The organism is Rossellomorea vietnamensis NBRC 101237 (assembly GCF_001591825.1).
GTDB lineage: Bacteria > Bacillota > Bacilli > Bacillales > Bacillaceae_B > Rossellomorea > Rossellomorea vietnamensis.
Genome location: NZ_BCVQ01000100.1, coordinates 1 through 1,892 on the forward strand (window position 1 = coordinate 1; position 1,892 = coordinate 1,892).

General features: G+C 47.8%; 1 protein-coding gene. It reads left to right on the top strand.

The genetic code is table 11. From position 1 onward, the window contains the following. Positions 1–556: 556 nt before the first annotated feature. Complete coding sequence (ltrA, locus tag BVI01S_RS21770; protein WP_061811539.1) at positions 557–1,819, top strand: group II intron reverse transcriptase/maturase; 1,263 nt, start codon at positions 557–559, stop codon at positions 1,817–1,819. Positions 1,820–1,892 lie beyond the last annotated feature (73 nt).

Below are 1,892 nucleotides of genomic sequence, written 5' to 3' on the forward strand. Positions count from 1 at the left end.
ATTGTGCGCCCGGCATGGGTGTGATCTATAGGGTGAGAGTCCCGAGCCGTGAAGACAGTTGTAGCGGTTAGCTTAACGCAAGGGTGTCTGGGGCGACCCGGAATCTGAAGGAAGCGGGCGGCAAACCTCCGGTCCGAGGAACACGAATCTCATATAAGGCTTGTTGCACTGGATAAGTCTGCAATACAAGATGAAGTCCGAACTGTCGAAGGTGCAGAAAGTAAATGAGGCGGATAGATGGAGGGAAAGATTGCACTCTTACCCGGGGAGATCTGGCGGATACGCCTTGAATAAATGGTAACCGGAGAAGCGATTCTTCGCTGAACCGCCAGAAGTCAGCCGAGGTCATAGTACCGGCTTTTCTCGAGGAAGCCGGGAAGGACTGAACAATCAAGAGAGTGCCACGACCTGGCTCATGGTAACTGAGAGACTCACAGACAATCTGAAAAGAGCTGTCCACTTAGAGGTAACGGTGAATTCCGTGAGGGCTGGTGGAAGTGTGAGGCAGGGCCATCGAAAGAGGAAACGTGACACACGAAGGAAAGGAATATCAGTGATGTTGATTAATATGATTCTGTCTAAACCAAATATGCTTGAAGCACTGAAACGTGTAGAGCGTAATAAGGGAAGCCATGGCGTGGATCTTATGCCCGTACAAAACCTGCGATCGCATATCATGCACGAATGGCAGTCGATTCGAAAGAATCTTCTTGGGGGAACCTACAAGCCGGACCCGGTACGTCGGATCGAAATCCCGAAACCAGACGGCGGCGTCCGGTTGTTAGGTATCCCAACGGTGACAGACCGTATGATTCAACAATCAATTGCCCAGATACTCTCTCAGATATACGATCCAACCTTCTCTGATCATAGTTATGGGTTCCGACCAAATCGGAGTGCCCATGACGCCGTAAGAAAAGCGAAAACGTATATCCAGGAAGGATATCGCTGGGTTGTCGATATTGACTTAGAGAAATTCTTCGACAGAGTGAATCATGACAAGCTCATGGGTCTTCTCGCGAAGAAAGTAAAGGACAGAACACTTCTGAAACTGATTCGTTCTTACCTCAATGCCGGAATTATGATAGAAGGTGTAAAGGTGAAGAGTGAGGAAGGTACTCCACAGGGAGGCCCTCTCAGTCCATTGCTTTCTAACATCATTTTGAATGAACTGGACCAGGAATTAGAGAAACGGGGGCTTTGCTTTATACGGTACGCAGATGATTGTAATATCTATGTCCGTTCGCCTAAAGCCGGTAACCGGGTGATGAATTCAGTGACAACGTTTCTTGAGAAGAAACTTAAACTGAAGGTAAACCGAAAGAAATCTGCGGTGGACCGTCCTTGGAGAAGAACGTTCCTTGGCTTTAGTTTTACATCAAATCGCAAACCAAAAGTCAGAGTTGCCTCCAAAAGTATAAAACGGTTGAAACAGAAAATCCGTTCTCTAACGTCCAGATCTTCAGGGTGGTCGATGGAGGGGCGAATCAGAAAGCTGAACCAATATCTAATGGGATGGATCGGCTATTTTCAACTCGCTGATACACCCAGCTTCCTAAAATACCTGGATGCATGGATCAGAAGAAGATTACGAATGTGTCTGTGGAAGCAGTGGAAACTGCCGAAAACGAAGGTCCGCAACCTCATTGCGCTCGGCGTTCCAAAATGGAAGGCATATGAGTGGGGTAATACCCGAAAGGGTCATTGGAGGATCGCACAAAGTCCAATACTACACAAAACCCTTGGCAATTCCTTCTGGAATCGCCAAGGGCTCCTAAGTCTTATCGTTAGGTATGAAAGTCTTCGTCAATCATCTTGATTGAACCGCCGTATACCGATCGGTACGTACGGTGGTGTGAGAGGTCGGGGATTAATCATCCCCTCCTACTCGA